General features: G+C 70.3%; 26 protein-coding genes. 17 read left to right on the top strand and 9 right to left on the bottom strand.

What is annotated here, in order from left to right:
- The first annotated feature begins 2 nt into the window (after positions 1–2).
- Positions 3–371, top strand: coding sequence for a YidH family protein (locus tag ITP53_RS04730; protein WP_195894033.1), 369 nt, complete (start codon positions 3–5; stop codon positions 369–371).
- The gene (locus ITP53_RS04725) at positions 371–748 is read left to right on the top strand and encodes a DUF202 domain-containing protein (protein WP_195894032.1); all 378 of its coding nucleotides are present in this window, start codon (positions 371–373) and stop codon (positions 746–748) included. The genes ITP53_RS04730 and ITP53_RS04725 overlap by 1 nt, the downstream gene beginning before the upstream one ends.
- A gap of 13 nt (positions 749–761) precedes the next feature.
- On the opposite strand, the gene ITP53_RS04720 is transcribed toward ITP53_RS04725, so the two are convergent.
- Both ITP53_RS04720 and ITP53_RS04715 read right to left on the bottom strand, forming a co-directional pair.
- Positions 762–1,853, bottom strand: coding sequence for a PP2C family protein-serine/threonine phosphatase (locus tag ITP53_RS04720; protein WP_207755529.1), 1,092 nt, complete (start codon positions 1,851–1,853; stop codon positions 762–764).
- A gap of 203 nt (positions 1,854–2,056) precedes the next feature.
- Positions 2,057–3,292, bottom strand: coding sequence for a hypothetical protein (locus ITP53_RS04715; RefSeq protein WP_195894031.1), 1,236 nt, complete (start codon positions 3,290–3,292; stop codon positions 2,057–2,059).
- 169 nt (positions 3,293–3,461) lie between these two features.
- On the opposite strand from ITP53_RS04715, the gene ITP53_RS04710 reads away from it, so the two are divergent.
- Positions 3,462–4,382 (top strand): NAD-dependent epimerase/dehydratase family protein, encoded by a 921-nt coding sequence (locus tag ITP53_RS04710; protein WP_195894030.1) that lies wholly within the window; start codon positions 3,462–3,464, stop codon positions 4,380–4,382.
- Between the two features lie 35 nt (positions 4,383–4,417).
- Positions 4,418–5,260: a glycosyltransferase family 2 protein gene (locus ITP53_RS04705; protein ID WP_207755528.1), complete on the top strand. Its 843-nt coding sequence runs from the start codon at positions 4,418–4,420 to the stop codon at positions 5,258–5,260.
- Here ITP53_RS04705 and ITP53_RS04700 read toward each other — a convergent pair.
- From ITP53_RS04700 to ITP53_RS04685, 4 genes are all read right to left on the bottom strand, one after another.
- Positions 5,155–5,697: a GtrA family protein gene (locus tag ITP53_RS04700; protein WP_195894028.1), complete on the bottom strand. Its 543-nt coding sequence runs from the start codon at positions 5,695–5,697 to the stop codon at positions 5,155–5,157. The two genes, ITP53_RS04705 and ITP53_RS04700, sit on opposite strands and share 106 nt — an antisense overlap.
- The gene (locus ITP53_RS59045) at positions 5,690–6,457 is read right to left on the bottom strand and encodes a class I SAM-dependent methyltransferase (RefSeq protein ID WP_195894027.1); all 768 of its coding nucleotides are present in this window, start codon (positions 6,455–6,457) and stop codon (positions 5,690–5,692) included. The genes ITP53_RS04700 and ITP53_RS59045 overlap by 8 nt, the downstream gene beginning before the upstream one ends.
- Positions 6,454–7,611 (bottom strand): NAD-dependent epimerase/dehydratase family protein, encoded by a 1,158-nt coding sequence (locus ITP53_RS04690; protein ID WP_195894026.1) that lies wholly within the window; start codon positions 7,609–7,611, stop codon positions 6,454–6,456. Before ITP53_RS04690 ends, ITP53_RS59045 begins: the two co-directional genes overlap by 4 nt.
- Positions 7,612–7,866: 255 nt before the next feature.
- A complete protein-coding gene (locus ITP53_RS04685; RefSeq protein WP_195894025.1) occupies positions 7,867–8,583 on the bottom strand; it encodes an SDR family NAD(P)-dependent oxidoreductase in 717 nt (238 codons plus the stop codon).
- Positions 8,584–8,790: 207 nt separating this feature from the next.
- On the opposite strand from ITP53_RS04685, the gene ITP53_RS04680 reads away from it, so the two are divergent.
- The 5 genes from ITP53_RS04680 (at position 8,791) to ITP53_RS04665 (ending at position 12,360) form a co-directional block, all read left to right on the top strand.
- A complete protein-coding gene (locus tag ITP53_RS04680; RefSeq protein ID WP_195894024.1) occupies positions 8,791–10,125 on the top strand; it encodes a DUF5979 domain-containing protein in 1,335 nt (444 codons plus the stop codon).
- Positions 10,126–10,343: 218 nt separating this feature from the next.
- Complete coding sequence (locus ITP53_RS04675; RefSeq protein ID WP_195894023.1) at positions 10,344–11,057, top strand: maleylpyruvate isomerase family mycothiol-dependent enzyme; 714 nt, start codon at positions 10,344–10,346, stop codon at positions 11,055–11,057.
- A 34-nt stretch (positions 11,058–11,091) separates the two neighbouring features.
- Entirely contained in the window at positions 11,092–11,205 is a 114-nt protein-coding gene (locus ITP53_RS55815; RefSeq protein WP_207755527.1) for an FAD-binding protein, read from the top strand.
- 47 nt (positions 11,206–11,252) lie between these two features.
- On the top strand, positions 11,253–11,393 hold the full coding sequence (locus ITP53_RS55810) for a hypothetical protein (protein WP_207755526.1): 141 nt from the start codon (positions 11,253–11,255) through the stop codon (positions 11,391–11,393).
- A gap of 67 nt (positions 11,394–11,460) precedes the next feature.
- Entirely contained in the window at positions 11,461–12,360 is a 900-nt protein-coding gene (locus ITP53_RS04665) for an NAD(P)-dependent oxidoreductase (protein ID WP_195894022.1), read from the top strand.
- Positions 12,361–12,378: 18 nt separating this feature from the next.
- On the opposite strand, the gene ITP53_RS04660 is transcribed toward ITP53_RS04665, so the two are convergent.
- Complete coding sequence (locus tag ITP53_RS04660; RefSeq protein WP_195894021.1) at positions 12,379–13,593, bottom strand: cytochrome P450; 1,215 nt, start codon at positions 13,591–13,593, stop codon at positions 12,379–12,381.
- Positions 13,594–13,733: 140 nt separating this feature from the next.
- Here ITP53_RS04660 and ITP53_RS04655 point away from each other — a divergent pair, with 140 nt between their 5' ends.
- Both ITP53_RS04655 and ITP53_RS04650 read left to right on the top strand, forming a co-directional pair.
- Positions 13,734–14,153: a hypothetical protein gene (locus tag ITP53_RS04655; RefSeq protein WP_195894020.1), complete on the top strand. Its 420-nt coding sequence runs from the start codon at positions 13,734–13,736 to the stop codon at positions 14,151–14,153.
- Between the two features lie 134 nt (positions 14,154–14,287).
- A complete protein-coding gene (locus ITP53_RS04650) occupies positions 14,288–14,725 on the top strand; it encodes a hypothetical protein (RefSeq protein WP_195894019.1) in 438 nt (145 codons plus the stop codon).
- Positions 14,726–14,764: 39 nt separating this feature from the next.
- Here ITP53_RS04650 and ITP53_RS04645 read toward each other — a convergent pair whose 3' ends face one another.
- Positions 14,765–15,880: a serine hydrolase domain-containing protein gene (locus ITP53_RS04645; protein WP_195894018.1), complete on the bottom strand. Its 1,116-nt coding sequence runs from the start codon at positions 15,878–15,880 to the stop codon at positions 14,765–14,767.
- 235 nt (positions 15,881–16,115) lie between these two features.
- On the opposite strand from ITP53_RS04645, the gene dnaK reads away from it, so the two are divergent.
- Positions 16,116–17,978, top strand: a complete 1,863-nt coding sequence (gene dnaK, locus ITP53_RS04640) for a molecular chaperone DnaK (RefSeq protein ID WP_195894017.1) — start codon at positions 16,116–16,118, stop codon at positions 17,976–17,978.
- Positions 17,979–18,068: 90 nt separating this feature from the next.
- Positions 18,069–19,700 (top strand): cytochrome bc1 complex cytochrome b subunit, encoded by a 1,632-nt coding sequence (gene qcrB, locus ITP53_RS04635; RefSeq protein ID WP_195894016.1) that lies wholly within the window; start codon positions 18,069–18,071, stop codon positions 19,698–19,700.
- Positions 19,701–19,720: 20 nt separating this feature from the next.
- On the opposite strand, the gene ITP53_RS04630 is transcribed toward qcrB, so the two are convergent.
- Positions 19,721–20,641 carry a sigma-70 family RNA polymerase sigma factor gene (locus ITP53_RS04630; protein ID WP_195894015.1) on the bottom strand — a complete coding sequence of 307 codons (921 nt, stop codon included), beginning with the start codon at positions 20,639–20,641 and terminating at the stop codon, positions 19,721–19,723.
- A 161-nt stretch (positions 20,642–20,802) separates the two neighbouring features.
- On the opposite strand from ITP53_RS04630, the gene ITP53_RS04625 reads away from it, so the two are divergent.
- From ITP53_RS04625 to ITP53_RS04610, 4 genes are read left to right on the top strand one after another with little or no spacing between them, the layout of a single operon-like run.
- Positions 20,803–21,516 (top strand): ABC transporter ATP-binding protein, encoded by a 714-nt coding sequence (locus ITP53_RS04625; protein WP_195894014.1) that lies wholly within the window; start codon positions 20,803–20,805, stop codon positions 21,514–21,516.
- Positions 21,513–22,229, top strand: coding sequence for an ABC transporter permease (locus tag ITP53_RS04620; RefSeq protein WP_195894013.1), 717 nt, complete (start codon positions 21,513–21,515; stop codon positions 22,227–22,229). The genes ITP53_RS04625 and ITP53_RS04620 overlap by 4 nt, the downstream gene beginning before the upstream one ends.
- A 4-nt stretch (positions 22,230–22,233) precedes the next feature.
- Complete coding sequence (locus ITP53_RS04615) at positions 22,234–23,349, top strand: sensor histidine kinase (protein ID WP_195894012.1); 1,116 nt, start codon at positions 22,234–22,236, stop codon at positions 23,347–23,349.
- Complete coding sequence (locus ITP53_RS04610) at positions 23,325–23,966, top strand: response regulator transcription factor (protein ID WP_328813958.1); 642 nt, start codon at positions 23,325–23,327, stop codon at positions 23,964–23,966. The genes ITP53_RS04615 and ITP53_RS04610 overlap by 25 nt, the downstream gene beginning before the upstream one ends.
- Positions 23,967–23,975 lie beyond the last annotated feature (9 nt).

The following is a 23,975-nucleotide window of genomic DNA, read 5'->3' as shown; positions in this document are numbered from 1 at the left end:
ACATGGGGAATGTGCAGCAGGAGCAGGCGAAGGACGGCGGCTCTGAGCCGGATGTCCGGTTCACCTTCGCCAACGAACGAACCTTTCTGGCGTGGAGCCGTACCGCGCTCGCGCTGGTCATCGCGGGGCTGGCGATCGTGCAGGTGTTACCCCCGTTCGCCGGGCTGCCGGGCGGGCGGCGGATGCTGGCGTTGCCGCTGATCGTGCTGGGCGCGCTCCTGCCGGGGGGCGCGTACCTCGAATGGCGTCGCAACCAGCGCGCGATGCGTCACGGCCGTCGCCTGCCGCGCTCCTCGCTGCCCCGCGTCCTGGTCATCGTCGTCACGGTGGTCGCGCTCGCCGCCACCGCGTTCGTGGTCCTGCCCGTCTGATGGCTCACCGAGACGGCCCTCTTCCCGAACCCGAGTGGGATCCCGGCCTGGCCAGGGAGCGAACCGAGCTCGCCTGGACGCGTACGACGGTGTCGTTGATCGCGCTGGGCGCCGCCGTCGTCAAGGCGCACCCGATGGCGGGCGTGTCCATCCTGGCGATGGGCGTCGCCTGCTGGATCGCCGGCCGCCGGCCGAGCGGCCCGCCAGGCCGGAGCTACGAACGCCGGCGACGCCGCCCGCTGCGGGCCATCGCCGTGACCCTCACACTGGTGTCCCTGGCCGCCCTCGCCACGACACTGCTCACCGCGGGATCTCGCGCCGCGCCGACCGGTCCCCTGCCGACTCTGCCTCAGCCGGTCGGCCCGACGCCGCGTTGACCGGGCAGGCCCGTCAGTGGTCGCCCGTCTCCCTGGAGCGCAGTAGCAGCATCGCCACGTCGTCCTGCAAGGGGCCGTCGACATGGGATACCAGATCGAGCCTGAGCTTCTCCAGCGCGGCCTCGGGGTCATCGTCCGCCAGCAGGAAGGAGCGCTCGGCGAGCGGATAGAAACGGCCGGAACGGTCCCGTGCCTCGATCACGCCATCGGTGTAGAGGAGCATCTGGTCGCCCGGCCCGAACGTGACCCGGTGCGGGCGTGGTCCCTGAGCGCCGAGATCGGGCATGCCGAGGGGTGGTGCGTGGACGTCCGGCTCAGCCAGCACCATCGTCCCGTCGGCCCGGAGAACCAGCGGCGCGGGGTGACCGTAATTGAGCAGCGTCAGCGTCCCGCAGGCGGTGGACTCGGCCAGGACGGCCGTCACGAACTCCTCGCCGGAGAGGCGTCGATTCAACGACTTCTCCAGCCTCTCGCTCACCCGGAGCAGATCCGGCTCATCGTGGGCGGCCTCGCGGAAGGCGCCGAGCACCGTCGCCGCGGTCTCCACCGCTTCCAGTCCCTTGCCCTGCACATCGCCCACGATCACTCTGACCCCGCCAGGACCGGTGACCATTTCATACAGGTCGCCGCCGATGTGGGCGTCCGCGTTGGCAGAGGTGTAGGAGACGGCCGCGCGCAGGTGACCCGCGTGGCGTGGGACCGGTCGCAGCAGAACCCGCTGCGCCACCTCGGCGACGGAGCGGACGTTGGCCAACTCCCGCTCCCTCCGCTGCCGGCCCATCGCCGCGAGGACACCGGCCGCCGTCACCCCGGTGATCGACATCAGGCTCAGCGTGCTCTGCCTGGTGCCGATCAGGTTGTCGTACATGGCCAGCAGCAGGGAGAGCATCAGGGCCAGGACCCCGATGAACATGGTCCGGCGAACCCGGCCCACCAGGCTCGCGAACGCAGGCCCGAGCGCGAGGAGAGACAGGAAGCCATATTGTGGCCCGGCCAGGAGATCCACTCCGGACACGACGCCCATCATGAGGAATGGCCAGGTGGCCATCAGCACCTGCGCCAACCGAGCCACGCCCGCCTGACTCATCCACGGGCGGCTCGTCATGTACTGCCTCCAGAAGATCGACACGCACACTGCCGACCCGACTTCCCGGCGCACCCGCGGTCACCTTAACAGGCCACACCGTCCCGCGACAGGCCGAGCGTGATCTATGGACCGTCTGACCTGCTTGCCCGAAGATCGGCCGAATGTGAAGTATCGGCGGCTCGGCGCGCGGCCGGCGTCCCGGGCATGATCGGCCAGGCCGCTCATTCGACGGCCGGCACGGTGTCCTTCGTGACGGTCTCGCCGGCGGGCTGAGAGGCGGTGGCCCGTCGCCGCCAGGGCAGCGCGAGGAGGAGGAGCGGGATGACGAGGAACGAGGACCACGCCCACCACATGTGGCCCGCCCACCAGCCCATACCGAAGACGTCGTACAGGCGTAGGTAACCGAACGCGGCCCAGAGGGTGGCGGCGATGATCGCGGGCCACGCCCAGCGGTTCTGGCGGGCGATCAGGTAGGGGAGCGGCCACAGCAGGTACTGGGCGCCGAGGCGGTGGGTCAGGACGAGGAAGACGAGCAGCAGGACGACGGTCAGGTCGATCGGGTCCGCCCCGCGCCACCACCATGCCGCCGCGACCAGGCCGGCGAGGAGGACCAGCATGCCGATTCTGCCCAGGGTGGGGGAGACGATCTGACCGCCGCCCGTCGCCAGTGACGTCCAGCCCCAGTCGCCCACCACTGGCCTGGTGGACATGATGGTCTTCGCGAGGGTGGGGAGCTGCCAGAGCGGGGTGTCCAGGAACACCGAGCTGGACAGCAGGACGGCCGCGGGAACGCCCGCGGTCCAGCCGAGCACGGTCAGCCGGGAGCGCGCCCCTGCCACGGCCAGCACGACCCCGGGCACGAGCAGCACCGACCAGTTGGTGCAGGCGACCGACAGGCCGATGAGCAGGCCCGCCGCGTGGACGCGGTTGGACCGGGCGCACACCAGCGCGGCCACGCCGAACAGCAGCGTGATCGGCGGGAACTGGCCGTGGACGGCGCTCACCATCACGCCCAGCGGAACGCACGCGTACTGGAAGGCGCGCAGCCTCTGGTGCCCGCCGCCGGCGAGCCTGGCCACCAGCGGGATGAGCGCGAGGTCGGCCAGGACCGGCACGATGCGGCCCGCGACGTTCCACGACAGGCCCAGCAGCTGGCCGAGCTCGATCTGGCCGGCCAGCACGTAGGCGAGCAGGGGCAGGAAGTGCCAGCCGCCCTCACGGACGTGCATGGCCGGATTCTCGCCACGCAGGACTGAATCGCCCGCGAGGGGGAAGTCCTGGTCGAAGTCGTACGGTTGCGCGGGGTCGTGAGCGGCGACCAGCATGACGAAGACGCGCAGTGCCGCGCCGACGGCGAGCGCCGCCCACAGCGGCGGGGCCCAGCCACGACGCCCGGCGAGCAGCGCGAGCGCCAGACCCACAGCCAGCGGCGGTCCCATCGTCACAGCAAAGCTCACGGCTCCCCCAACGTCGTTCGGGCCGTCGTCGCGATCCGTGCCGCGGGTCGTTGGCCGGAGAAAGGTAGCCTACGTGATCAGGGGAGGGACGCCGCCCATGGCGGCATGTGGACATCCGGGTCGGCGGAGCCCGATAGGGTCGTTGTGACCCAAGTGAAAGGAAACGCGCATGCGGGAGCTTGACGGGGCCCGGGTGCTCGTCACCGGAGGGTCGGGATTCATCGGCAGGAGTCTCGTGACTGCCCTGCTGGCCGGCGGCGCCGAGGTAGTGGTCGCGGATCTGGTCGAATACCCCGACGACGCGGTCGAGTGCGTCACCGGTGACCTGTGCGAGCCGGAAGTGCGGCGGAAGGCCGTCTCGTCCGGTCTGGACGCGGTGGTCCACCTGGCCGCGGTGACCTCGGTCCTGCGATCGGTGACCGACCCGGCCGGGACCCACCGGCTCAACGTCGAGGCCACCGCCGACCTGCTGGAGCTGTCCAGGGAGCAGGAGGTGCCCTCCTTCGTCCTGGCCTCCACCAACGCGGTGACCGGCGACGTGGGGACGACCCCGATCAACGAGGATTTGGCGCCGCGGCCGCTCACGCCGTACGGCGCGACCAAGGCGGCGGGCGAGATGCTGCTCAACGCGTACGCCGCCTCATACGGCATGCGAGCCTGCGCCCTGCGCTTCGCCAACGTCTACGGCCCCGGCATGCGGCACAAGGACAGCCTCGTGCCGCGGCTGATGCGGGCGGCCGCCGGAGGCACCGGCGTCCAGGTGTACGGCGACGGCACCCAGTTGCGCGACTACGTGCATGTCGGCGACGTCGTCCAGGCCGTGCTGCTCGCCCTGCGCACCGGCCACACCGGGCCGCTGGTGGTCGGGTCCGGCCGTTCTGTGAGCGTCAACGACCTCATCGAGGCGGCCCGTCAGGTCACCGGCAGGCCCATCCCGGTCGAGCAGGTGCCCGCGAAGCAGGGCGAGATGCCGGCGGTCGTCCTGGACATCTCCCGAGCCAGGGCGCTCGGCTACCGGCCGCGCCACGACCTGCCTGACGGAATGGCCGATGTGTGGCCCGAATTCGCCGAGGGCGAGGTCGTGGTATGACCCGGCCAGGCATGGACTCCGATATGGACCCCGATATGGACTCTGCCATGGACTCCGGCATGGACACCAATGCCGGGATCGACGCGTCGGCGGTGGCCGCGTTCACCGCCGAGTACGGCACTCACCTGCCCCCGATCGCGGTCGTGATCGCGGCCTACAACGAGGCCGAGGGGATCGGCGAGGTGGTCGCGTCGATCCCGGCCGAGATCGACGGGCACGAGTGCGCGACCGTCGTGGTCGTGGACGGCTCCGACGACGACACCGCGGCGGTGGCCCGCAAGGCCGGCGCCCTGGTCTGTGACGTGCCGGTCAACCGGGGGCAGGGCGCGGCCCTGCGGCTCGGCTACCGCCTCGCCCGTTCCGGCGGCGCCGCCTACATCGTGACCACGGACGCCGACGGCCAGTACGACCCGGCCGACATACCCCGGATCCTGGCGCCGGTGCTGCGGGGCGAGGCCGATTTCGTGACCGGCTCACGGGTGCTCGGCCGCCAGGAGACCTACGACCGGGTCCGCCGGGCCGGGGTGCACGTGTTCGCGTGGCTGATCAGCCGGCTGACCGGGCAGCGCATCACCGACACCTCCTTCGGGATGCGGGCGATGCGCGCGCACGTCACCGGGGTCGTCGAGCTGCGCCAGCCGCAGTACCAATCGTCCGAGCTGCTGATCGGGGTGATCTCGCGCGGCTACCGGGTCGCCGAGGTGCCCGCGACGATGCGGCTGCGTGTCGCGGGCACCACGAAGAAGGGCGGCAACCTGGTCTACGGTTTCCGCTACTCCCGGGTCGTGCTCGGCACCTGGTGGCGGGAGCGGCGATCCGCCCCGGCGCCCGCGCCCGAGCCGGCCTCCGAGCGGGATTTATCAGCGAAGATGAAGTAGTGGAACAGCACGAACTTCGCGACGAACAACAGCCCGTAGACGCCTAGGAACACGGCGCCCACCACGGCGAGCCTGGGACCTTCCGCGAGGTGCGCCGCGAAGCGGCCGGCCGCTTCGGTCGCCCACGTGGAGATGCCCAGACCGGCCAGCGCGGTCAGCCAGTAGGCCAGCACCTCGCGCACCGGCTTGGGCACTCCGCGGCGCCGCCACACCCACCACCGGTTGAGCACGTAGTTCACCACCGCGCCGCTCGCCCACCCGGCCGCCGACGCCTGGCCGGGGCCGAGCAGCCCCGTCCCGTACGCCGTCAGCAGCGTGACCTCGCTCACCACCCCCGCGATCACGGAACCTGCCGTGTAGCGGGTGAGGATGCGAGGCAGCCGGCCGCGCAGGCGGCCCAGCAGCCGGTTGGGCGACCGGTTGAGCAGATCAGCCACGATCGTCGCGCCGTCCCGCGTCGGAGCCGTCTCTGGGCACCCGGAGGACGCCCAGCACCGACTGCCCGAAGGGGATCGGCAGGACGCGGTCCAGGACCCTGGTCACCGGGATCAGGACGCGGTCGTACAGGCCGACCGCGCCCGCCTTGGGGGTGGCGGCCCGCCCGAGGCGCACCGCCGCCCACCACGCCACGCCGCCGAGCAGGTTGACCGGGCGGGACACCTCCACCCGCAGGCCGGCCCGCTGGGCGGCCTCGCGGAGGGAGGCGGGGGTGTAGCGGCGGAAGTGCCCGACCCTGCGGTCGAAGTCGCCGTACAGGGCCGGGTAGGCGGGCACCCACAGCACGATGGTGCCGCCAGGACGGACCGAACGGGACAGCAGGGACAGCGTCGCGACGTCGTCGTCGAAGTGCTCGAGGACGTTGATCGCCACGATGGAGTCGACCGGGTCGTCCAGGCGCGCCCCTGAGTCGAGGTCGAACTGCAGGGCCCGGACGTTGCCGCGGTCGGCGAAACGCGCCTTCAGCACCTCCACGGCGTCGGGGTCGACGTCGGTGACGAGCAGGCGCTCCCGGTCGGTGAACTGGGCCGCGAACTCGCCCAGCCCCGCGCCGACCTCCAGCATGCTGGGCCCGCAGTGCGGGGCGATCAGGTCGTACTGGTAGCGCCGGTAGCGGGGCTTGTCCGCCCCGCCCTCCTCCGCCTGGGTGCTGCGGCCGGTGGCGCGGGCAAACGCGCCCTCGCCCTGGCCCGCCGTCATGGTTGCCCGCCGGTGCCGCGCCAGTCGACTCCCGGCCGCATGGTCTCCAGGTTGGCCCGGTCGCCGTAGCGCTTGGCGATGTCGAACAGCGAGGTGATCAGCGTGTCCGACAGCAGGTGCGGCTCAAGCCCGAGTTCCACCAGGCCGCTGTGGGTCACGTTGTAGTAGTGCTGTTCGTACTCGACGCGGGGGTTTTCGAGGTGGTCGATGGTGACCTCGCCGGGGTAGCACTCGGCGACCGTCCGCGCGATGTCCAGGACCGACATGGACTCGGTCATCTGGTTGAACACGCGGAACTCGCCGGGGTCGGCGGGGTTTTCGCACGCCAGCTGGATGCAGCGGACGGTGTCGCGGATGTCGATGATCCCGCGGGTCTGGCCGCCGCTGCCGTAGACCGTCAGGGGGTGGCCGAGCACGGCCTGGACGACGAACCGGTTGAGCACCGTGCCGAAGACCGCGTCGTAGTCGAAGCGCGTGGCCAGCCGGTCGTCCAGCATCGTCTCAGCGGTCTGCTGACCGTAGACCACGCCCTGGTTCAGGTCCGTGGCCCGCAGGCCCCAGATCCGGCACGCGAACTCCATGTTGTGGCTGTCGTGCACCTTGGACAGGTGATAGAACGAGCCGGGCCGCTTGGGGAACAGCACGCGGTCGGTGCGCCCCTTGTGCTCCAGCTCCAGCCAGCCTTCCTCGATGTCGATGTTGGGGGTGCCGTACTCGCCCATCGTGCCGAGCTTCACCAGGTGGATGTCCCGGTCGATCTCGTTGATCGCGTACAGCAGGTTGAGCGTGCCGACCACGTTGTTGACCTGTGTGTAGACGGCGTGCTTGCGGTCGATCATCGAGTACGGCGCGGCCCGCTGCTCGGCGAAGTGCACGACCGACTCAGGACGGAAGTCCTTGATCATCTGGTACGTGAAGTCCGCGTCGGTCAGGTCGCCGACGAACATCTCGATCGACTTGCCCGTCAACTCCCGCCAGGCCGCGGTGCGGACCTGCAGGGACTCGATCGGCACCAGGCTGTCCGCGCCCAGCTCGAAGTCGTACTGGCGCCGGACGAAGTTGTCCGCGACGGCTACATCGTGGCCGCACTGCGACAGGTAAAGGGCCGTGGCCCAGCCGAGATACCCGTCACCACCCAGGACCAATACCCGCATAGAACCGATCTCTCCTCTGTTCGGATGGACTGCCGAAATCACGCAATTGTCCTGGACAGTACCGGGAATTGATGAGTGCCCCGGCAATAGACTCATTCCAAGTCCTAGCACACCTATGTGCGGGACCTGGCCCTGGTGGCCAGGTCCCAGCTCTCCCACAGCGAACGCTGAGGATTTCTGGAGCTTCGCGGCGGTCTGCGGGCCTCCGGTTGCCCTACCATAGTCATCCCCACTCCGGCCACCTGAATCACAGGCTCACAGGCCACCCGACACGTCGAGTACGGCTCCGGTGACGTACGACGCCTTGTCCGACAGCAGCCACGCGACCGCCTCGGCGATCTCCTCTGGCTTGCCGGGACGGCCCATGGGGATGCGTTCGGCCACCCGCCACGCCCGGCCTGGCTCGCCCGCCCTGGCGTGGATCGTGGTCTCGATGGTCCCCGGCGACACGGCGTTGACGCGTACGCCGGGGGCCAGCTCCTTGGCCAGGCCGACCGTCATGGTCTCCACCGCCGCCTTGGTCGCGGCGTAGGCGACGTACTCACCGGGGGAGCCGGTGCGGGCCGCGACCGAGGACACGGTGACGATCGAGCTCCCCGACCGCCCGGCCCACCGGCGCGCGGCCTCGCGGCAGAGCCGCAGCGGCGCCACGAGGTTGACGTCCACGACGCGGCGCAGGTCGTCGTCGGACAGGGCGGCGAAGGGGCCCAGCCGGCCGGTGACCCCGGCGTTGTTCACCAGCCCTGACACCTCGCCCAGTGATTCGGCGAGGTCGAACAGGCGGCCCGCGCCGTCCTTCTCTGTGACGTCCATGCGGACGCCGTGGACGAGCGGGCCCAGGCGTTCGCTGAGCTCGCGGGCTTCCTCGTCCGAGCTCGAATGCGTGAACAGGACGCCGATCCCGTCCGCGCACAGCCGTTCGACGATGCTCCTGCCGATGCCACGGGAACCGCCGGTGACGATCACGATCATGTTTTGCTCTCCTCGGATGGGCGCCGCCACGCGGAGGATACCTGCGTCATCAGCCCTTGCATCACTCTCTGTCATCATGTTTCAGCACAGAGTGGCCGATCTCGGCGGGCTCTGATGCTCGAACCATCTGCTTCAGCCTCGCGGAGGACGCCCGTGTACCGGCGAAATGACCATGCATTCCGGCCCCCCAAGACAATCGTCGCGGCGGTGGTGATCGCCGTCATGTGGAGCCTCGTCCAGGCGGTGACCTACCCCTTGGCCGCGTTCGCGGAGATCGACTCAGACCCGACGACCCGCCTCAACGACCCGGCGGGTCTGTTCACCGAAGCCGTGATCACCGGTTTGGGAGACGGGACCGCGGTGTCCGGGTACGACGCACCCGAAGCATTCGACCCGCTGACCGGCTATCCCACGAACATTCCCGCGGGCTCCACCGCACACGCCGTCTCCTATGCGGGGACGATACAGATCGTGGACCCGGAGGTGTCCACGCGAACGGGTCTCACCTACTGCATCGACCTGGAGACGGACACCGAGATCGGGGTCAACTACGAGCTCGGCGACTGGACCGAGGCGAACGTCCCCAACATGGGTTACATCGGTTACATCCTGAGGAACCACTACCCGGCCACCGGCGAGCCCGCGGCCGCCCCCACCGTCGCCATGCGGGCGGCCGCCGTCCAGGCGGCCATCTGGTTCTTCAGCGACGACTACGTCCTGGCCGTCGACAGCCCGGTCAGGACGTACACCGCCGAGATCGTCGCGGACGCCCTGGCCAACGGACCGGGCACGGAGCCGGCCGAGCCGGAGCTGACGGTCACGCCGGAGAGCATGGCCGCCCCCGCGACCGGGGAGATCGTCGGCCCGTTCACGGTGACCGCGGACGGCCCGTCGGCGATCCACCTGGAGGGGGTGGAGGTCTTCACCGACCCGAACGGGACGAACGCGCTCGCGGAGGGCGCCACGGTGCGGCCCGGCGCGAGGTTGTGGGCCAGAAGCGTCTCGGACGCGGATCCCCAGGGCTTCGTGCTCGAACGAGCGGTCACCGCGCTCGTGGGCACCGTGCTGCTCTACGACGGGACGAATCCCACCCTGGAGAACGCCCAGAAGCTCGTCCTGGCCCGGCAGACCCAGTTGACCGCGCGGGCCGGCGCGACTCTTGAGCCGTTCGAGGCCGGCCGCGTGCGGGTCATCAAGCACATCAGCGGCAAGGGGGCTGGTCACCAGGGCAAGATCGTGATCCGGGTGAACTGCCAGGCCACGGATGCCGCCCTGAACCGTCGCCGCACGCTGACCGTGCGCGCCGGCGCGGCCGCGGGCACCGTCCAGCGGACGATCAGCGGCCTGCCGGCCGGGAGCGTGTGCACGATCACCGAGCCCATCACCGGCGACAACAAGGCCGTCAATCTGATCAGCCAGCCGATCATCACACCCGGGACGGTCACCGTGGTGGCCGACGAGACCCAGCAGGTGTCGATCATCGACTCCTACAAGCGGGCCTGCAAGCTCGTCCACGGGCCTCACGGGTACGTGTGCAAGTGACGGCCCACCGGCGGACGGCCGGTGAGCTCGTCCGGGCGGATTCCGCATAGCAGAATCCGCTGTTCCTCAGAGGTGGACAGGAGACAAGCTGGCACCATGGCGAGTCCTGGGGACTCGCCATGGTGCCGCGCCACATCTAAGGAGCCTGATATGACGGACCCTATGAAATTCCCCACAATCCGTACCAGTGATGGCCGTGCCCGTGCGGTGCGCGGCTGATGGGCGCCGACCGGAGCCGGGCCGACAGCCTGCGCTGGACGGCCGAGGGCACCAAGACGTTCTTCGGCGCGTTGGACGCCCTGCCGGACGACCGGCTGGACCGGCTGATCGCGCTCGACGGCTGGACCGGCAGGCACCTGCTGGCCCACGTCGCGGCGAACGCCGACGCGTTGGTCAACCTCGCGCATTGGGCGCGTACCGGCGAGGAGACCCCGATGTACGCCTCCCCTGAGCAGCGTGACGCCGACATCGAGGCCGGCGCCGTCCGGCCGGCGGCCGAGCTCCGGACCTGGGCCGTACGGGCCGCCGAGACCCTCGACGCGCGGCTCTCGGAGTTGGACGATCGGCAGTGGGCCCGCCAGGTCCGCACCGCGCAGGGTCGCGGCGTGCCCGCGGAGGAGATCCCCTGGATGCGCGCGCGCGAGGTCATGATCCACGCCGTCGACCTCGGCGCCGGGGTTGGCTTCGACGATCTGCCCGCGGACTTCCGCGTCGCCCTGATCGGGGACATCGCCGCCAAACGGTCGGGCGACGGCCCCGCGCTCACCCTCACGGCCACCGACCACGACCGCACGTGGGCGGTCTCAGGGGCCGGCGACCCCATCCCGGTGACCGGCACCCTAGGGGGGCTCGCGGCGTACCTCTCGGGCCGCCCCGCGCACGGCGTCACCGGCCCTGGCGGGCCCGCGCCCGAGCTTCCCCGGTGGCTCTAGCCCGGCGCGACCCCATGGAAGGCTCCCCCCACACATGCACACGGACCGCAACGACGTCGACGTCATCGTGGTCGGAGGCGGCATCGGCGGGCTGTCCAACGCTCTCGCGCTCACCAGGAAGGGCCTGACCTCGAGTCCGGCGTCCTGACCAGCCTCGACCTGCGGGACGTGGGGCGGCGTCACGGCTTTCCCTTCATGGTGATCCACCGCAGCGACCCGCACGGCACGCTGCTGCGCGCCTGCCGGCCGGCGGGGGTGGACCTCGTCGACAACGTCACGGTGACCGGGTACGAGCAGGCGCTTCGTCCGTACGCTCTCGGGCACGTTGCCAGGTGACGGCTCGGCGGGGACTCCTCGGGCGGCCCGCCCGTCCTCCGGCGAGCCCGGTCACCGAGGAGTTGTCATGGCACAGTCGGTCACCCTGATCGGGGCGGGGAAGATGGGCGCCGCCATGGCCCGTCGCTGGGGCGGAGCCGGGCGGGACGTCGTCGTGTGGAACCGGACACCGGAGACGGCGCAGGCGCTGGCGGGGCCGCGGATCCGCGCGGAACGCGACCTCGTGGCCGCCGTGCGGGGCGCGCGCGTCGTCGTCTCGATCCTGACGGACGGCAACGCGGTGCGCTCCGTGCTCGTCGATCACGGCGGGATCGCGGCCATGGAGGCGGGATCGACCCTCGTGGACCTCTCGACGATCGACGTGGGGTCCTCGCGGGCGGTGGCGGGCGCCGCGGCGGAACGCGGCGTCGCGTACGTCCGCGGCGCCGTGAGCGGCACGCCAGGCGTCGTCGCGGCCGGGAACGCCGCCCTCCTGCTCTCAGGGCCGCCGGAGGCGCTGGACGCCGCGCGCGACGTGCTCGACGACGTCACGCCCAAGCACGCCGTCGTGGGTGCGGAAGAGGAGTCGCGGGTGGTCAAGCTGGCCACCAACCTGATGCTGGCCGTCACCGTGGAGGCACTGGCCGAGGCCACCGTCCTGGCCGAGTCGTGTGGGGTGTCGCGGGAGGTGCTGCTCGACGCGCTCGGCAACACGGTGATCGCGAGTCCCTTCCTCGCCTACAAGTCGGAGGCGCTCGCGGCGCGGGACTACCAGGCGACGTTCACGACCGCGGGCATGGTCAAGGATCTGAAGCTGGCGGTGTGCCAGGGCGCGGCGAACGGCGTGCCGATGCCGATCACCACCGGCGCGCTCGGCCAGTTCAGGGAGACGACGGCCGCCGGTTACGGGGACGACGACTTCCTCAGCGTGTTCCGCCTCCAGCAGCTCAGGTCGAACGTGGCCGTGGATTCGTACGAGCCGCGTTGATCATGGCGCCTCTGACGATCACCACCGCACCGGGACCTCGCGCAGCCCGCCGACGATGAGCCCGTCGAGGCGCTCCAGCTCGTCGGCGGGCACGGCCAGCTCCAGCGTGGGCAGCCTGCGCAGCAGCACCTCCAGGACGACCTGCAGCTCCGTCCGGGCCAGCGACTGCCCGAGGCAGGAGTGGGCGCCGGCGCCGAAGGCCAGGTGCGGGTTCGGGCTGCGGTCCAGGTCCATCTGGTCAGCGTGGTCGAAGGCGCTCTCGTCGCGGTTCGCCGCGGCCATGTTGCAGATCACGGTGGTGCCGCGCGGCATCATGGTCCCGCCGATCTCCGCCTCTTCAGGCAGGTATCGGGGCAGGCCGAAGCCGGAGTTGGCGTCGAAGCGCAGCGACTCCTCCACCGCCGAGCGCACCAGCGACGGGTCGGCCAGCAGCCGCTCCCAGCGCGCACGGTCCGCCAGCAGCATGGACACCATCTTGCCGATCATGTTCGCGGTGGTCTCGTGCCCGGCGACCAGCAGACCCATCCCGGTCACCAGCAGCTCCATGTCGGACAGCCCCTCGCCCTCTACGACGCTCTCCCTGATCAGCGCACTGAGCAGGTCATCGCCCGGCTGCTCCCGCTTGGCGGCGACGTGTGTGGACATGTACTCGAAGAACTCCGCCTGCGCCGCGTTGATCTCCGCGTCGCCGTAGCGGGTGAGGTTGAGCAACGTGTCGGACCAGTACGAGAACCGGTCACGGTCGGCGGCCGGCACGCCGAGCATGTCGCAGATCACGTAGACCGGCAGCGGGAAACCCAGGCCCGCCCTGAGATCGGCCGGTTGGCCGCGCTTGACCATGTCGTCGATGAGCCGCTCGGCGATCTCGGCCATCCGCGGCCGGAGCGCGGCCATGCGTTTGGCGGTGAACCACTTGCCGACCAGCCGCCGCCACCGCTGGTGCCCTTCCCCGCCGTCCGGGATGATCTTCGCGATCTCGCTGTTGAACAACCCGCCCGACGCGCTGTCCGTGAGCCGCGCCGCGTCGTCCGCGCTGAGCCGACGGGTGAAGCGTGGGTCGGCCATCACCTGCTTGACGTCCTCGTAGCGGGTCACCAGCTTCGCCTCGTCCCCGCTGGGCAGCCTGACGGAGGCGACCGGGCAGCCCCGGCGCAGCTCGGCCCACTCGGCCGGCGGCTCCAACGCCGTCCGGCTCTCCAGCGGATAGCTCAGGGTCGGTCGGTTCTGGCTCATGCGGCTTCTCCTCTGGGCTCGCCGGGCACCGTATGTTTCACGGAGGCATGCGTGAAATGAGCGTCCGGCTTGCGTATGGAAGACGGTGAACGGCTCCTCCTCGGGCGAACATGAGGATGAATCCCCATGTAGGAGCATCCTTGAACGTCACAACCCGGGCGACGGTCACCCGGTTCTCGCCACGCACCGTCATCGCGCTCGTCGTCGCCTGCGCCGCCGGAGCGCCGGCCGCCGGCTCCGTCGTCGACGCGGCGCGGGCGTACCACGACACCCATCGCCAGGTCGTCGTCCGGGTGGTCGAGGAAGGAGCCATCGTGGCCGGCGTGACCTGGCGGGACGAGGCCGGGGTGCGGCGCGACGGCAGAGTGCGGGCGCCGCTGGACCGCGTTTCCGGCACGGAGGCGCGGATCTGGCTCGACCGCCGGGGCCGGCCGGCGCCCCGGCCGCTGGGACCGGTGGAGGCCGTCTTCGCCTTCCTGCTGGCCGGCTTCCTGGCGGGCGCCGCGACCTGGCGGATGTCCGGCCTGCGCCATCACAGGCGGCCGGTCGGAAAGGGCTGACCCTCTGGTACTGCGAGGGCGCGTAAACAATGCGTCGGCGGTCGTAGCGGTCGCGTAGTAATTCCGTAGGAAATGGCGCTCGCGGCCTCCAGGGCCGATTACATGAAACCATTCCCCGGTGAAAGGAATGGTCAATGCGCGGGCATTCGATGGCGGGGCTGATTCCGGCCGGATTCGGCGCCGTACTCGGCGGGTGCGCCGTGGCCGCTCTGGCCTTCCCCGAGAGGACGGCCCGTGTCGTCGTGATGGCGGTGGCGGTCGGCTTGTTCGGCGTCTGGGCGAGACGGCTCCCGGCCGCGCTGGCGACGGGGGTGATGGCGTGGTGCTTCGCGACGGGCTTCCTGGTGCATGGCGGCGGGGAGTTGGCATTCGGTCACGACGACCTCGTACGGCTCGCCGCGTTCACCGTCGTGGCAGTCATGAGCTGGGCCGGCGGGCAGGCGCTGCACGCGGGTCGCAGGCGGCGCCGGCTGCGGCGGCTGATGCGGGCACGCGCGGATGCCCGCCGCGTCCCCGTCCTCGTGGGGCGGTCGCACGCGCGTCCCCAAGCGACCACACCACTCAGGCGATAGTCGGCGTCGCGGCCGCCCGGTAAGGGTGATGGCGGTGGGCTACTCGTCCGGGCAGAGGACGGCCTCCGCCGCCTTCTTGATCAGCTGGTTGAGAGCGGGGTCCTGGTTGGAGGTGGCGAGCGTGGTGGACACGACGAACTGCACGCCGGCGTCCTGCGACTTGTAGGTGACGGCGTTGAAGCCGTACGAGCTGCCCTTCATCAGCCCGTACGTGCCGCACGCGCGCGGGTCGGAGGGCTCCTGGCCGGGATCGCCAGGCACCCGGCCGGCGTTCAGCGCGTCCTTCAGCTCCTTCGACAGCAGCTCTTCGCCGGCCAGCGCGTGGTGGTAGGCGGCCAGGTCGTCCGCGGTCGAGATCACTCCTCCTGCGGCGTAGCCGTAGCTCATGTTGAGGCGGTCGACGTCCACGAGTTCGCCGTTCTCGTCGGGGAAGTAGCCGTGGCCGTGCGGGCCCTTGATCCCTCCGGGGAACCTGACCGGCAGGTACGTGTCGTCAAGTCCGAGTGGGCCGAAGATCCGCCGCTCGAACTCGGCGGACACCGTCTCCCCTGTGAGATCCTCGATGATCAGCCCGAGCAGGTAGTAGTTGGTGTTGGAGTAGGAGAACTTCTCGCCGGGCTCCTGGGAGCGCGGCACGGTACGTGACTTGGCGATCAGGTCCGTCGGCGAGTAGTTGGTGGTGAAGTCGAAGCCGTCGACCAGCTCGGGGGTGTACCAGTTGGGGATGCCCGAGGTGTGGTGGACCAGCTGCTCCACGGTGATCTCGTCGGCCCGCTCCACCAGGTCCTTCTCGACCACCGCGGGCAGCAGGTCGCTGAGCTTGTCGTCCAGGGCGAGCCTGCCCTCACCGACCAGCTGCATGAGGACGACCTGGGTCATGGACTTGGTCTGGGAGCCGACCCGGAAGCGGGCGTCGGCCGGGATCCTGCCGCCCTTGCCGTCCAGCAGGCGGGAGCCCGCCGAGCCCTGGCCGGCCTGTTCGCCGTCGACGTAGACGGCGCCGATCGCGCCCACCACCTCGGGACTCGCGGCCAGCTCTGACAGCGCCCGCTGTACGTCCCCCAGTCCGGGGCGGTCGGCGGCGGCCGCGGTGGGGGTCGCGAGGCCCAGCATCAGCACCGCGCACGCCAGGCCGGCTACTTTCGCGCTCTTCACAAGAAGGGTCCTTTCCGTCCGGGAGGGCGCGTTCGCGTCGGGCTCGGACGCCCTCTGGCCACCTGTCTAGACCGGCGGTGGTTTCCTGGCTGTTTCCACTCGGTGTCCGACGCGGGCCGCTAGCGCAGTTCGGGCCCCTTGGCAAGGGGTGCGGTACAGTTTTAACGAAGTTCCTTTCATACGCGCAGGTCACAGAACATCCGAGTGACATGCCCTGTGAGGAAGGAGGCCGTCGATGACCCGTCCCGTCGGCATAGATCTGGGCACGACGAACTCGGTCGTCTGCGTGCTGGAAGCCGGTGAGCCGACCGTCGTCACCAACACCGAGGGAGCTCGGACGACCCCGTCGGTGGTCGCGTTCTCCAAGGCCGGTGAGGTGCTGGTCGGTGAGATCGCCAAGCGGCAGGCGGTGACCAACGTGGAGCGCACCGCTCGCTCGGTGAAACGCCACATGGGTGAGGCGACGTGGCACTTCCCCGAGACAGGGGACGTGGACGGCAAGCGCTACACCGCGCAGGAGATCTCCGCCCGGGTGCTGCAGAAGCTGAAGCGCGACGCCGAGGCGTACCTCGGAGAGGGTGTGACGGAGGCCGTCATCACGGTCCCCGCGTACTTCGACGACGCCCAGCGCACCGCGACCAAGGAAGCGGGGGAGATCGCCGGCCTGAAGGTGCTGCGCATCATCAACGAGCCGACCGCCGCCGCGCTCGCGTACGGCCTGGACAAGGAGAACGACCAGACCATCCTCGTCTTCGACCTGGGCGGCGGCACCTTCGACGTGTCGCTGCTGTCCATCGGCGACGGCGTGGTCGAGGTGAACGCCACCGCGGGCGACACCCACCTCGGCGGCGACGACTGGGACCAGCGCATCGTCGATCACCTGGTCACGCAGTTCAAGAACGGCTACGGCATCGACCTGTCCCGGGACAAGATGGCGATGCAGCGGATGCGCGAGGCGGCCGAGCGGGCCAAGATCGAGCTTTCGTCGGTCAAGGAGACGACGATCAACCTGCCGTACATCACCGCCTCGGCCGAGGGGCCACTGCACATGGACGAGAAGCTGACCCGCGTGCAGCTCGAGCGGCTCACCCAGGACCTGCTCGAGCGCTGCAGGGCGCCCTTCCGCCAGGCGATCGAGGACGCGCGGCTGCAGGCGTCCGACATCGACCACGTCATCCTCGTCGGCGGCGCGACGCGCATGCCCGCCGTGGTCGACCTCGTACGTGAGCTGACCGGCGGCAAGGAGCCGCACAAGGGGGTCAACCCGGACGAGGTGGTGGCGATCGGCGCCGCGCTGCAGGCGGGGGTGCTGAAGGGAGAGGTCAAGGACGTCCTGCTGCTGGACGTCACCCCGCTGTCCCTGGGCCTCGAGACCAAGGGCGGCATCATGACCCGGCTCATCGAGCGCAACACCACGATCCCGACCAGGCGCTCCGAGGTGTTCACCACGGCCGAGGACAACCAGCCGTCCGTGACCATCCAGGTCTACCAGGGCGAGCGTGACATCGCCGCGTACAACAAGAGGCTCGGCATGTTCGAGCTGGCCGGCCTGCCGCCGGCCCCGCGCGGGATCCCGCAGATCGAGGTCACCTTCGACCTCGACGCCAACGGCATCATGAACGTCTCCGCCAAGGATCTCGGCACCGGCAGGGAACAGTCGATAGTGATCACCGGCGGTTCCGCGCTCCCGAAGGACGACATCGACCGGATGGTCCGCGAGGCGGAGCAGCACGCCGAGGAGGACCGCCGCAGGCGCGAGACCGCCGAGACGCGCAACAACGCCGAGTCGCTCCTCTACTCCACGGAGGCGCTGCTGCGGGACAACCCCGAGAGGATCCCGCCGGAGGTCAGATCCGAGATCGAGGACACGCTCGGGGAGCTGAGGGAGCGGCTGAAGGGCGAGGACGCCGACGCGGTCAAGCAGGCCGCCGAGCGGGTCTCCGCCGCCGCGCAGAAGGCCGGCCAGGCGATCTACGCGCAGGCGCAGCGCCCGGCCTCGGACACGAGTGCCGGGGACGAACAGCGGAAGACAGACGAAGAGGAGGTCGTGGACGCGGAGATCGTCGACGAGGAAAAGCCGCGGGAGCCACCCGCGTAATCGTCACATGCATATCCCGAGCCGTCCCGGGAATTTGTTTCCTTGCCCGTGCCCTAGGCGCTGGAGCCATCGGCCATGGGGAGGCCACGAATGACCACACCGCCGGAATTCATCGCCGGGCCAAGCAGATATCTTGACGACCGCCTGGGTGGGGCGAATTTTCTCAAGCGCAATTTGCGCAAGATATTCCCGGACCATTGGTCGTTCCTGCTGGGGGAGATCGCGCTTTACGCGTTCATCATTCTGCTGCTGACTGGAACGTTCCTGACCTTCTGGTTCAACCCGAGCATGGAGCACGTCTATTACGACGGCCCCTACGCGCCGCTCAAGGGCGTGGGGATGTCCGCGGCGTACGCGTCGACGCTGGAGATCACTTTCGAGGTGCGGGGCGGGCTGCTGATCAGGCAGATCCACCACTGGGCGGCCCTGCTGTTCGTCGCCGGTCTGACGGCCCACATGCTGCGGGTGTTCTTCACCGGCGCCTACCGCAAACCCCGTGAGCTGAACTGGCTGATCGGCATCGGGCTGTTCACGCTGGCCCTGTTCGAGGGGCTCACCGGCTACTCCCTGCCCGATGACCTGCTGTCGGGGGCCGGGTTGCGGATCACGCAGGGCGTGTTCCTGTCGATCCCGGTGGTCGGCACGTACCTGTCGTTCTTCCTCTTCGGCGGGGAGTATCCCGGCAGGATCGTGATCCCGCGCTTCTACGCGTTGCACATCCTGCTCATCCCCGGCATTCTTGTCGCGCTCGTCACCGCCCATCTGGTCCTCATGTGGGTGCAGAAGCACACGCAGATGCCGGGCAAGGGGCGGACCGAGCGAAACGTCGTCGGGGCGCCGCTGCTGCCCGCCTTCATGGCCAAGTCGGGGGCGTACATGCTGTTCACGGCCGCTGTTCTGGCGGGTCTGGCGACCTTCGTGCAGATCAACCCCATCTGGTTGTTCGGGCCGTACACGCCGTCGGACATCTCCGCCGGATCCCAGCCGGACTGGTACATGGGCTTCCTGGAGGGCGCGCTGCGCCTCATGACCGCGTGGGAGATCAACTTCCTGGGGTTCACGCTGCCGCTGAGCGTGCTGATACCGGCGCTGGTGCCACTCGGGCTGATCATCACCGGCCTGGCGCTCTTTCCGTTCCTGGAACGATGGGTCACCGGCGACCGGCGCGAGCACCACATCGTCGAGCGCCCGCGCAACCACCCGCACCGCACCTCGATCGGCATGGCGGCCATCACGTTCTACGGGACTCTGTGGCTGCTCGGCGCCAACGACGTCATCTCGTCCAACTTCCACATCAGCCTCACCTGGACGACGATCGGCGGCCGGGTGCTGATCTTCCTGGGCCCGGCGCTGGCCTACCTGATCACCTACCGGATGTGCCTGGGCCTGCAGCGGTCGGACGCCTCCGTCGTCGGCCACGGAGTGGAGTCCGGCATCGTCAAGCGCCTGCCGTACGGAGAGTTCATCGAGGTCCACGCGCCGCCCGCGGAGGACATCGACGCCCACGTGCGGGGCAAGTCCGCCGTTCCCATGCTGACCGCGGACGGCCGTGAGGGCGTGCCGCCCAAGGCCGCCCGCGGCCCCCTGGGCCGCCTCAGGGTCAGGATGAGCCGTGCGTACGGCGGCGAGAAGATCCCCCTCCGCACCGAGCACGAGGAGCACGCCGACCAGGAGCACGAGGAGCACCCGGCCGTCAGGACGGACGGCCCCGAGCAGACCTGATCAACCGGGAGCGGACCTGATCAACCGGCCCAGACCTGCAGTGGCCGCGCCCGCTCGGGACGGCGCAGCGCGCCCAGGGCCCGCCGCTCCAGCTGGCGTATCCGCTCGCGGGTCAGCCCGAGCATGTCGCCGATCTCCTGGTACGTGTGCGTCTTCCCGTCGCTCAGCCCGTACCGCAGCGTGATGATGACGGCCTCACGCTCCGGCAGCCGATCGACCACCTCGCGCAACTCCTCGGCGAGCGCCCGGTGCTCCATCACCTCCGAGGCGGGAATGGTCTCGTCGGCGAGCAGGTCGCCGAACCGGGTCTCGGCGTCGTCTCCCAACGGAGTGTCCAGGCTGACCACGTCACGGCTCACCTTGCGCAGGTGGGCGAGCCGCTCCACGGTCACGTCGGCCGCCCGCGCGACCTCCTCGTCGGCCGGCTCCCGCCCCAGCAGGGTCTCCAGCTCGCGTTCCAGCCGGTTGACCTTGGCCACCTGGTCGGCGACGTGCACGGGCAGGCGGACGGCCCTGCTCTTGTCGGCCAGGCCACGGTCGATGGACTGCCTGATCCACCACGTGGCGTAGGTGGAGAACTTGTAGCCCCTGGTGTAGTCGAACTTCTCCACCGCGTGGATCAGCCCGAGATTGCCCTCCTGGATGAGGTCCAGCAGCGGCCAGCCGCGGCGGTAGTACTTCCTGGCGGTGGACACGACGAGGCGCAGGTTCGCCCGCAGCATGTGGTCCTTGGCAAGCTCGCCGTCCGCCGCGATCGCCGCCAGTTCCCCGTCCCCGTGGCCCTCGTCGAGCCGGTGCCTGGCGTACACGCCTGCTTCGATGCGCTTGGCGAGCTCCACCTCCTCCCCGGCCGTCAGCAGCGGCGTCCTGCCGATCTGGGCGAGATACTGTCCCAGCAGGTCCGGCTCGTCGTAAGGCTCATACGGTTCGGATCTGCCCATCACGGTCACCCCCTCGACCTTGGGACTCCAGATCGCCTACCCAGCCCTGCGACCGTCAGGCTTCGACCGCCCCGATCCTCCGAAGGCATCCTCCAAAGGAGGGATGGGCCGCGCCCGTACGGGCGATACCCGGGGTTCTGGCCGCCGGACATGCTCGTCCCATGACGGCGATCGAGGTCACAGACCTCCAGAAGAGCTACGGCGGCACACGAGCGGTGGACGGGGTGTCGTTCACGGTGGCCGCCGGGGAGACGTTCGGAATCCTCGGCCACAACGGCGCGGGGAAGACCACGACCGTGGAGTGCCTGATCGGGCTGCGCCGCGCGGACTCGGGCACGATCAGCGTGCTCGGCCTGGACCCGGTACGGTCCCGCCGGGCCCTCGCGCGGCGGATCGGCGCGCAGTTACAGGAGAGCGAGCTGCCCGCCCGCATGCGAGTGGCGGAGGCGATGCGGTTGTTCTCCGCGTTCTATGACGAACCGGATGACTGGCGGGCCCTGCTGGACCGGTGGAGTCTCGCACCGATCAGGAACAAGGCGTTCGCGGACCTGTCCGGCGGACAGAAGCAGCGACTGCAGCTCGCGCTCGCGCTCGTCGGCCGGCCCGGCCTGGTCGTGCTCGACGAGCTGACCACCGGCCTGGACCCGGTCGCGCGGCGGGAGACCTGGGCCCTGCTCGGCGACCTCAAGGCGGCGGGCACCACGGTGGTGCTGGTCAGCCATTTCATGGACGAGGCCGAGGAGCTGTGTGACCGGGTGGCCGTCTTCGGCCACGGCCGGATCGTCGCGCTCGGCACCCCGCGCGAGCTGATCGCCGAGACGGGCGCGGCCTCGCTGGAAGACGCGTACCTCGCACTGGCAGGAGAGACCCGATGACGAGCAAGGGCACGGCACGCGCGTTCGCCCACCTGTCGACGGCCGAGCTGACGCTGCTCGCCCGCGACCCTGGAAGCCTCTTCTTCATGGTGGCCTTCCCGCTGATGCTGCTGATGCTGCGCGGCGACGCTCCCAAGATGGAGACGTACGTGGCGGGCTACATGGGGATGATCCTGGCCATCGGCGGGATCGCCACATTGCCCGGCATCGTGGCGACCTATCGCGAGCGCAAGGTGCTGCGCCGCCTGGCGACCACGCCGATCTCTCCGTTCGCGCTGCTGACCGGCCAGGTGGTCGCGCAACTCGTGATGGGGATCGCGGGCGCGGCCGTCATCGTCTGCGCCGGGATGGTGGTGTTCGACGTCCCACCGCCCGCCCATCCCGTCGCGCTGGCGCTGGCCTTCCTGCTGTGCGCGCTGATGAACTACTCGGTCGGCTTCCTGATCGCGGCGGTGGCGCCGCGCGCGCGGACGGCGCACCTCGCGGGCCTGATGGTCATGTTTCCGATGATCTTCCTGGCGGGGGCGGCCGTGCCGCGCGAGTTCCTGCCGGAGGCGATGCGGGGGCTCGGCGACTACCTGCCGCTGACCCCGGCCGTCGTCGCGCTGCGCGAGAGCTGGTCGGGAACGCCGTCCCTGCTGCCGCTCCTGCTGATGGCGGGGATAATCGCGGCATGTACGGCAGTCGCGGCGGCGCTGTTCCGCTGGGAGTGACCCGATGACCGGCGACCCGGCGGCGGGGTCCGGCGACACCCGATGGCTCCGGGCGTTCCATCTCCTCTTCTACGCATGCCTGGCGAGCGCGGCCGGCGTCGCCGCGCTCAGAGGCGGGCCCCTGACGGCCGGCACGTGGACGACGCTCGGGCTGAGCGGGCTGATGGCCGCCTGGCACGGGTTCTTCGTCGCCCGCCGTCCTGAGCTCATGGAACGCCCGCACCCGATGGGCTGGCACCTCCTGGTCCTCGTGGCCCTGCTCTTCGTGCTCATCGGCAGGGACTCGGTCTACGAGATCGTGATGTTCGGCATGTTCCCCATCCCGTACGTGCTGCTGCCGGCCTGGTGGGGCCACGCCGGGGCGGTGCTCCTGGTGGGGTCGGCGAGCGTGTCCTCGGCGCTCGCCGACCCCGAGCCCTCGTCCCTGCTGGGGCAGGTGGCGGGCGGCGCGCTGGTGCTCTTCCTCGGCCAGTTCGTCCGCCACCTGATCCGGCACAGCGAGCAGAGCCACGTGGTGGGGGTGCTGGAGGAGCGGGCCAGGCTGGCCAGGGAGATCCACGACACGCTGGCCCAGGGGTTCAGCGGGATCATCGCCCAGCTCGAGGCCGCCGAGCAGGGCATCGACGACCGGGAGGCCGTACGCCGGCGGATCGCGCTGGCCAAGCGGCTCGCCAGGGACAGCCTGAACGAGGCCCGGCGCTCGGTGGACGCGCTCCGCCCCGAACCGCTGGAGCGCGACAGCCTCGACCGGGCCCTCGGCACCGTGGCCGGCCGCTGGTCCGGCGCCACCGGCGTCCCGGTCACCGTCTCCGTCCACGGCCTGCCCCGCCCGCTCCCCGCCGAGGCGGAGACCACGATCCTGCGCGCGGCTCAGGAGTCGCTGGCCAACGTGGCCAGGCACGCGTCGGCCAGGCACGTGGCGCTGACCCTCTCCTACATGGACGACGAGGTCACGCTGGACGTGCTCGACGACGGCGTCGGGTTCGACGGCATGTCCACCGGCGGCGGCTACGGCCTGACGGCGATGGGCGAGCGCGCGGCCCGTTCCGGCGGTAGCGTGACCGTCGAGTCGACGCCGGGAGAAGGGACCGCGGTGTGCCTGACCATCCCCTGCGCCTGATGATCGTCGATGACCACCCGGTGGTCCGCGACGGGCTTCGCGGCATGTTCGACGGCGTCCCGGACATCACGGTGGTCGCCGCCGCAGCCGACGGCCGCGAGGCGCTCGCCCTGGCCCGCTCGGCGCGACCCGGCGTGGTGCTGATGGACCTGCGCATGCCGGTGCTCGACGGCGTCGGCACCATCGAACGCCTGGCCGCCGATCACCCGGAGATCCGCGTGATCATCCTGACCACCTACGACGATGACGCCGACGTGTCCCGCGCTCTGGCCGCGGGCGTCTCCGGCTACCTGCTCAAGGACGCCCCGCGCGAGGAGTTGCACGCCGCGGTCCGCACCGCCGCGGCCGGCGGCCGGGTCCTCGCCCCCAAGATCACCACCCGGTTGGCCGCGCGCCTCATGCCCGCCCCCGGGGGTCCTCCCGCGGCCGCTCCGAGCCCCCGCGAGCTGGAGGTCCTCAGGCTCCTCGCGTGCGGCGCCGCCAACAAGGAGGTCGCCCGGGCCCTCCTGATCAGTGAGACCACCGTCAAAACGCACCTCAAGCACATCTTCGCCAAACTCGGCGTCGACTCCCGCACCGCCGCCGTGGCCGTCGCACTCGAACGCCGCCTCATCTGATGATCCCGC

The organism is Nonomuraea cypriaca, from assembly GCF_015645445.1.
Classification (GTDB): domain Bacteria; phylum Actinomycetota; class Actinomycetes; order Streptosporangiales; family Streptosporangiaceae; genus Nonomuraea; species Nonomuraea cypriaca.
Note: the sequence above shows the minus strand (reverse complement) of the source record. Positions and strands in the feature narration are given on the sequence as shown.